A 7,596-nucleotide genomic window follows, 5' to 3' on the forward strand; every position below is an offset into this window, starting at 1 on the left:
CTACGATGGAACGGATGATGAGCACCGAGTTCCCCGAGTGGCTGCGTGGCCGGACGGACGAGCAACTGCGCGCCCTCGTGACAGCGCGGCCCGAGCTCATCACGCCCGTGCCCGCCCACGTCGACGGGCTCGCCGCCCGCGCCGGCAGCCCTTCCGCCCTCGGCCGGGCGCTCGACCGTCTCGACCGGTTCACCCTCGCCGTGGTGGAGACGCTGACTCTCCAGCCGGGCCCGATCACCCGCAAGGCGCTCAGGTCGTCACTGGACAAGGCCGCGGCCGGTACGGCGGGCAAGAAGGAGCTGGACGCGGCGCTCGACGAGGCGCTCGACCGGCTCAGGACCAGAGGCCTCGCCTTCGGGCCCGACGACGCGCTGCTTCCCGCCCCGGGTGTCGTCGAGGCGCTCGACCCCCCTGCCGGGCTCGGGCCGCCCGCGGCGGAGGTGTTCCGGCATCATTCGCCGGAGGCCCTCGAAGTCCTGCTGGACGACATCGGGGCGCCCCGGCGTGACGGGTCTCCCCGCGACAGGCTGGCCGAGCTCCTCGCCGATCCCACGACGGTGGGCCGCCTGGTCGCCGAGGTCTCGCCGCAGGCGCGGGCCGCCCTCGACGAGTTGTCCTGGGGCCCGGCGAGCGGACGGCTGCCCAACGCCCGCAGGGACATCCGGACGGCCACCGCCCAGTCGCCGATCGAGCAGCTTCTCGCGCGCGGTCTGCTGGGCGCGACCGGCGACGAGAGTGTGGCCCTTCCCCGCGAGGTGGCGCTCTTCCTCCGTGACGGGCGGGTCCATCGCGACCTGTCCCCCCGCCCACCGGACCTCGAGGGCGCCCGGCGGGACCAGGTCCTCGCCGACAGGACCGCGGCTGGCCAGGCGTTCACCCTGGTCCGGACGGTGGAGGAGCTGTGCGAGCACTGGAGCGTCGAACCTCCGGGGGTCCTGCGAACGGGCGGTCTCGCCATCCGGGACCTGAAGAGGACGGCGCAGTCGCTCGATCTGCCGGAATGGGCTGCCGGGCTGGTCGTGGAGATCGCCTACGCCGCCGGGCTCGTCGCGTCCGGCGGATCGGTCGACGGCGAGTGGCTGCCCACGCCGGCCTACGACGGCTGGCGGGTGAAGAGCACCGAGGACCGGTGGGCCCTGCTGGCCTCCGCCTGGGCCGGCATGGATCGGGTCCCCGGACTCATCGGCGAGCGGGACGACCGCGACCGGCCGCTGAACGCGCTCCATCCCGATCTCCGCAGGCCCGCCGCCGCTCAGGTGCGCGCCCAGACGCTGGCCGTTCTCGCGTCCGCGGGTCCCGGCCTCGCGCCCGCCGCCGCGTCCGTCCTCGCCAGGCTTTCCTGGGAGCAGCCCAGGCGCAGGGGCGCCCAGCGCGACCGGCTCGCCGAGCTCACCCTGCGGGAGGCCGAGCAGGTGGGCGTCACCGGGCTGGGAGTCCTCTCGGCGCACGGCCACGGGATCGTGCGCGGGGACGGCACGGCCGCCGGGCTGCTCGCGCCGCTGCTCCCCGAGCCCGTGGATCATGTGCTGCTGCAGGCGGACCTGACCGCGGTCGCCCCCGGGCCTCTGACCAGCGATCTCGGACGCTGGCTCGCCCTGACCGCCGATGTGGAGTCGAAGGGGGGCGCGACCGTCTACCGCTTCAGCGAACGCTCGATCCGGCGGGCGCTCGACGCCGGGCAGTCGGCCGACGACGTCGCCGGCATGCTGGAGCGCCACTCCGCCACCGCCGTCCCCCAGCCGTTGCGCTACCTGATCTCCGACGTGGCCCGCCGCCACGGACGCATCCGCGTCGGGACGGCGTCCGCCTACGTCCGGTGCGACGACCCCTCCGTGCTCGACGAGGTGCTGGCGGACAAGCGGGCCGGGCTGCTGCGGCTGCGGCGGCTCGCGCCCACCGTGCTGGCGTCGAAGACGTCCAGGGCCACGCTGATCGACTCGCTCCGCGCGATGGGATACGCGCCGGTCGCCGAGTCCCTGGAAGGCGACGTGCTGGTCTCCAGGGCCGACAGCCGGCGGACCGACGGCCCGCCGGTCGCCCGCGGCGCAGGCCCCACCGGGCCGGAACCCGACGTCGCGGCGGCCGCCATCCGCGCCATGCGCGCTGGTGACGAGGCCCACCGCACCCGCCGCCGCCCGTCGCACGGTCCCGACGGGCAGGTGCCGCGGTCGCCCGCGACGGCGACGATCCAGGCCCTCCAGGACGCCATCCGCCAGGGTTCGCGGGTCTGGATCGGCTACCTTGACGCACAGGGACACGCCACCAGCCGCATCCTCGAACCCGCCCGGATGGAGGGTGGCTACCTCACCGCCTACGACGAGACCCGGGCGGCCGTCCACCGGTTCGCCCTGCACCGGATAACCGGCATCGCGGACGTGAGCTGATTTCGGCTCGGTAGTTTGTTATGCGGTTATCCGGACAAGGGAGCGACCTTTGAATGACGGGCCACTGATCGTTCAGTCGGACAAGACACTGCTGCTCGAAGTCGATCACGAACGAGCCGACGAATGCCGCAAGGCGATCGCGCCGTTCGCCGAACTCGAGCGTGCTCCCGAGCACGTGCACACCTATCGGGTCACCCCCCTGGCGTTGTGGAACGCGCGGGCCGCCGGCCACGACGCCGAGCAGGTCGTCGACGCGCTGATCGGATTCAGCCGCTATCCGGTGCCGCACGCGCTGCTCGTGGACGTCGCGGAGACCATGTCCCGCTACGGCAGGCTGCGCCTGGACAAGCACCCCACCCATGGGCTCGTCCTCACCAGCACGGACCGGGCCGTCCTTGAGGAGGTCCTGCGGTCCAAGAAGATCCAGCCGCTGCTCGGCGACCGGATCGGATCCGACGCCGTCGCCGTGCATCCGTCGGAGCGCGGCAACATCAAGCAACTGCTGCTCAAGATCGGCTGGCCCGCCGAGGACCTCGCCGGATACGTCGACGGCGAGCACCACGCGATCGCGCTGGCCGAGGACGGCTGGACGCTGCGGCCGTACCAGAAGGAGGCGGCGGACGCGTTCTGGCACGGCGGATCCGGCGTGGTCGTGCTCCCCTGCGGCGCGGGCAAGACCATCGTGGGGGCGGCCGCCATGGCGCACGCCGAGGCGACGACGCTGATCATGGTGACCAACACCGTCTCCGCTCACCAGTGGAAGCAGGAGCTGATCAAGCGCACCTCCCTCACGGAGGACGAGATCGGCGAATACACCGGGACCAAGAAGGAGATCCGCCCGGTCACGATCGCGACCTACCAGGTCATGACGACCAGGCGGCAGGGCGTGTACCGCCACCTGGAGCTGTTCGACGCCCGCGACTGGGGGCTCGTGATCTACGACGAGGTACACCTGCTGCCCGCGCCGATCTTCCGGATGACGGCCGACCTGCAGGCCCGCCGCCGGATGGGCCTGACCGCGACGCTGATCCGCGAGGACGGTCGCGAGGGCGACGTGTTCTCCCTCATCGGACCGAAGCGCTACGACGCGCCGTGGAAGGAGATGGAGACGCAGGGCTGGATCGCGCCCGCCGACTGCGTCGAGGTCCGGGTGACCCTCAGCGACGAGGAGAGACTGGCCTACGCGATGGCCGAGTCCGACGAGCGGTACCGGTTCTGCTCCACCACGCCGTCGAAGACCCGGGTGACCGAGGCCCTGGTGCGCCGCCACGGCGGCGAGCAGGTGCTGGTGATCGGCCAGTACATCGACCAGCTCGACGAGCTGGGGGAGCATCTCAACGCCCCGGTGATCAAGGGTGAGACGCGCGTGCGCGAGCGGGAGCGCCTGTTCCAGGCCTTCCGGGACAAGGAGATCCAGGTCCTGGTGGTGTCGAAGGTCGCGAACTTCTCGATCGACCTGCCTGAGGCGTCCATCGCGATCCAGGTGTCGGGCACCTTCGGCTCACGGCAGGAGGAGGCGCAGCGGCTCGGTCGCGTATTGCGGCCCAAGGCCGACGGCGGGGGCGCGCGTTTCTACTCCATCGTGAGCCGCGACACGGTCGACCAGGAGTTCGCCGCGCACAGGCAGCGGTTCCTCGCCGAGCAGGGATACGCCTATCGCATCGTGGACGCCGACGACGTGGGCGAGGAGAACCCGGCGAGGTGATCTCGCCGGGTGCGGGTGCCAGGTCAGGTCCAGGAAATCCCCTTGGCCCCAGACAACCGCATCACCCCCCCACACCAGAACAGCAGGAACGCCCATACCCCATCTTTGTGGCAAATCACGCAATTCGCCCTACCCAAGCCATGCCAATTTGGTAGAAATCGCAGCGTATTGGGGTGATTACTGGGCGATCACTCCCCCGACGAAGAGCGCTCCGACCGCCGCCACCCACGCGATCACCGCGACACCGAGCAGACCCTGCCTCCGGGTGAACCAGGCGGCCGCCGTCGAGACCGCGGCGAAAAGCGCGATCGCTCCGGAGACCACGACGACGGAGGCGATCCGGTCGGCACACGTCCCGGGCGAGTCGGCGGCCGGGCAGAAGGCCTCCACCCCCCAGCCTCCGAAGACCGACAACACCCAGAGGAGAGCGAGCAGCAGGCTCGCCATGGTGGGAATGGCCGGAGGCACCCAGGTCCGCGTCACCTCGATACAGGTACCCGGACAGAAGGTGCAACACGCACAAGAAAACCATTTGGGTTCGCCGGAAGGCCGTCTGTAAGCTCTTGTCTTTCCCGCGTCCTGAAGGAGTTCGGCATGCCGGAAAACGTCCTAGAAGCCGAGCGCGCCCATCTCGCGGTATCACGGGCCGCTCTCACATCGATGCGCGAGCACGCCCAGTCGTTGTCCGCCGACGCCGCCGGCGACTGGGTCTCCCAGCAGATCCTCCAGGGATTGCTCGACCAGCGGGTCGCCGCGCTGGCCGACCACAGGGACACGCCGCTCTTCTTCGGCCGGCTCGAACTGTCGGCGGGGGGCGACCTGCCCGGCACGATCTACGTCGGCCGCCGGCACGTCCACGACGACGACAGGCGCGCCCTCGTGATCGACTGGCGTGCCCCGGTGTCCCGCGCCTTCTACCAGGCCAGCCCGTCCGACCCGATGGGCGTCACGCTCCGCCGCAGGTTCGGGTACCAGGGCGGCGAGCTGACGGCCTACGAGGACGAGCCCATGGACGGCAGGGAGCTCGCGCAGAGCAGGCTGCTGGCCGAGGAGATCGAACGGCCCCGCAACGGCCCCATGCGCGACATCGTCGCGACCATCCAGCCCGACCAGGACGAGATCGTCAGAGCCGATCTCGGCGTGACCGTCTGCGTCCAGGGCGCGCCGGGCACCGGGAAGACGGCCGTCGGCCTGCACCGGGCCGCCTACCTGCTCTTCACCCATCGCGAGCGGCTCGCCAGGAACGGCGTGATGATCGTGGGCCCCAACCGGGCCTTCCTGTCGTACATCTCCTCGGTCCTCCCGGCACTCGGCGAGGTGAAGGTCGACCAGACCACCGTCGCGGGGATCCTCGGCGACCACTCCTTCCCCGAGGACCCGGTCACGGCCGCGATCAAGGGGGACGCCCGGATGGCCGCCGTCCTCGAACGCGCCCTCTGGCTGCACGTGACCAAGCCCGAGGAGGGCGTTCTCTACACCAAGGGGATCAACCGCTACCGCCTCGCCGATCACGCGGTACGCGAGATCGTCGCCTCGCTCCGCGGCACGATCCGGTACGCCCCCGGCCGGGCGACGCTCGCCCAGCGACTCGCCCACGCCGTGCTCGTCCAGATGGAGCGGCGCGGCGAGTCTCCGGACGACCGGGTGCAGGACGCCGTCGCCCGCTCCAAGCCGGTCAAGCAGATCCTCGACACGGTCTGGCCGAAGCTCACCCCCGAGCAGGTGCTCTTCCGGCTGCTCTCGGACGCGGACTTCCTGGCCCGGGCCGCCAGGACCGACCTGTCGCCGGAGGAGCAGGAGGCCGTCCTGTGGCGCAAGCCGGCCAAGTCGCACAGGTCGGCGAAGTGGTCGGCCGCCGACGCCGCGCTGCTCGACGAACTGGCCGACCTGATCGAGCGGACCGCCTCCCACGGCCACGTCGTCGTCGACGAGGCGCAGGATCTGTCCGCCATGCAACTCCGGGCGCTCGGACGGCGCTGCCGTACCGGATCCGCGACGGTCCTGGGCGACATCGCGCAGGGCACGACGCCGTGGTCGGCCCAGTCGTGGAAGACCGTGCTCGAGCACCTCGGCCAGCCGTCCGGCGAGGTGACCGAACTGACCCTCGGCTTCCGCGTGCCGCGCGAGGTCCTCGACTACGCCGCCCGGCTGCTCCCCTCGGTCGCGCCCGACCTCGCCGCCCCCCGTTCGCTCCGTCCGGGCGCGGGCTCACTTTCCGTACGACGGTCGCCCGACGCGGCCGCGGCCGTTCCCGACGCGGTACGGCAGGCACTCCAGCGTGAGGGCTCGATCGGGGTCATCGTGGCGGACGACTCGGTTCCGGCCGTCTCCGCGGCTCTGGGGGACATCCCGCACGGCGTCCTCGGCGCCGACTCCACCGGCGAGGAGCGTGTGCTCGTCGTGCCCGCCGGCCTCGCCAAGGGCCTGGAGTACGACCACGTCGTCGTGGTGGAGCCCGCCGACATCGTGGCGGCGGAGAAGCGCGGCCTGGCCCGGCTCTATGTCGTGCTGACCCGAGCCGTCACATCTCTGAGCGTGCTCCACACCGCCGAACTTCCGGCCGAGTTGCTTTGACCGCCCACAAAGCGATTACCTATTTGTCGCAATAAATCATGACACGGCACTATTAGGTGCCGTGAGTGAACCTTATTCCGGGGGAAATGAGCCGGCGGCGCCACCGCCCGGCTCGTACGAGTCCCCCTACCCCCCGCCGCCCGGCTCGTACGGGTCCCCGTATCCTCCGCCGAACCCTCCCCAGCCCGGTCCGTACGGGTCCCCCTATCCCCCGCCGTACGGATATCCGCCGCCTTCCCCGCGAACCAACGGTTTCGCGATCACAGCCCTCGTCTTCGGGATCATCGGCGGCGTCCTGTTCTCGATCATCTTCGGCATCGTGGCGCTGGTGCAGATCGGGAGGCGCGGCGACAAGGGCAAGGGCCTCGCGATCGCGGGCCTGATCCTTTCCGGCCTGTGGATCGTCCTGGTCGCCCTGCTCTTCATCGGCGCCGCCCTCGGCGCCGCGCACCGCGACGACACGGGCACGGTGACCCGCGGCGGCTCGGTGTCGAGCACCAGCCTGCACGAGGGCGACTGCGTGGACGGCGTGGTCGACGGCAAGGTGGTCACCCGGCTGGCGGCCCTGCCGTGCGCCCAACCTCACGACGCCGAGGTCATCATCAAGATCACCCTGCCGGCGCACGACTGGCCGGGGGTGCAGGCGGCCGGCGAGCAGGCGTCCTCCGCGTGCGAGGAGCGGCTCTCCCAGGTGCTGGCGGACAGTCCGATGATCGAGCGGCTCAGGGCCTTCGCCCTGTATCCGCCGAACGAGCTCAGCTGGAACCGGGGCCGTGCGGTCACCTGCCTGGTGGTCGACGGTCAGGCCGGCAAGCTGACCGGCTCGGCGCGCCCCTGATCTCAGGAAGCCGGGGCGTGGAGGACTGAGACACGAAGAAGGGGCGGCTCCCGTCGGGAACCGCCCCTTCTCAGGTACAGCGAAGACTTAGAAGT

The 7,596-nt window shown here is 71.2% G+C and carries 5 protein-coding genes; 4 read left to right on the top strand and 1 reads right to left on the bottom strand.

Going from position 1 to position 7,596, the window contains the following annotated elements; genetic code table 11:
* Window positions 1–14: 14 nt before the first annotated feature.
* Together Psi02_RS29485 and Psi02_RS29490 are read left to right on the top strand one after the other, a co-directional pair.
* The gene (locus Psi02_RS29485) at window positions 15–2,384 is read left to right on the top strand and encodes a helicase-associated domain-containing protein (protein WP_308442282.1); all 2,370 of its coding nucleotides are present in this window, start codon (window positions 15–17) and stop codon (window positions 2,382–2,384) included.
* 49 nt (window positions 2,385–2,433) lie between these two features.
* Entirely contained in the window at window positions 2,434–4,089 is a 1,656-nt protein-coding gene (locus Psi02_RS29490; protein ID WP_203979105.1) for a DNA repair helicase XPB, read from the top strand.
* A gap of 177 nt (window positions 4,090–4,266) precedes the next feature.
* Here Psi02_RS29490 and Psi02_RS29495 read toward each other — a convergent pair whose 3' ends face one another.
* Window positions 4,267–4,572 carry a hypothetical protein gene (locus Psi02_RS29495; RefSeq protein WP_203979106.1) on the bottom strand — a complete coding sequence of 102 codons (306 nt, stop codon included), beginning with the start codon at window positions 4,570–4,572 and terminating at the stop codon, window positions 4,267–4,269.
* A gap of 111 nt (window positions 4,573–4,683) precedes the next feature.
* Here Psi02_RS29495 and Psi02_RS29500 point away from each other — a divergent pair, with 111 nt between their 5' ends.
* Together Psi02_RS29500 and Psi02_RS29505 are read left to right on the top strand one after the other, a co-directional pair.
* Complete coding sequence (locus Psi02_RS29500; protein WP_203979107.1) at window positions 4,684–6,663, top strand: HelD family protein; 1,980 nt, start codon at window positions 4,684–4,686, stop codon at window positions 6,661–6,663.
* 61 nt (window positions 6,664–6,724) lie between these two features.
* A complete protein-coding gene (locus Psi02_RS29505) occupies window positions 6,725–7,501 on the top strand; it encodes a DUF4190 domain-containing protein (RefSeq protein ID WP_203979108.1) in 777 nt (258 codons plus the stop codon).
* Window positions 7,502–7,596 lie beyond the last annotated feature (95 nt).

It is taken from the genome of Planotetraspora silvatica, assembly GCF_016863315.1.
GTDB lineage: Bacteria > Actinomycetota > Actinomycetes > Streptosporangiales > Streptosporangiaceae > Planotetraspora > Planotetraspora silvatica.

Coding starts and splice junctions, on each gene's coding strand:
- Psi02_RS29485 (WP_308442282.1), top strand. CDS start 15: ATGATGAGCACCGAGTTCCCCGAGTGGCTGCGTGGCCGGACGGACGAG.
- Psi02_RS29500 (WP_203979107.1), top strand. CDS start 4,684: ATGCCGGAAAACGTCCTAGAAGCCGAGCGCGCCCATCTCGCGGTATCA.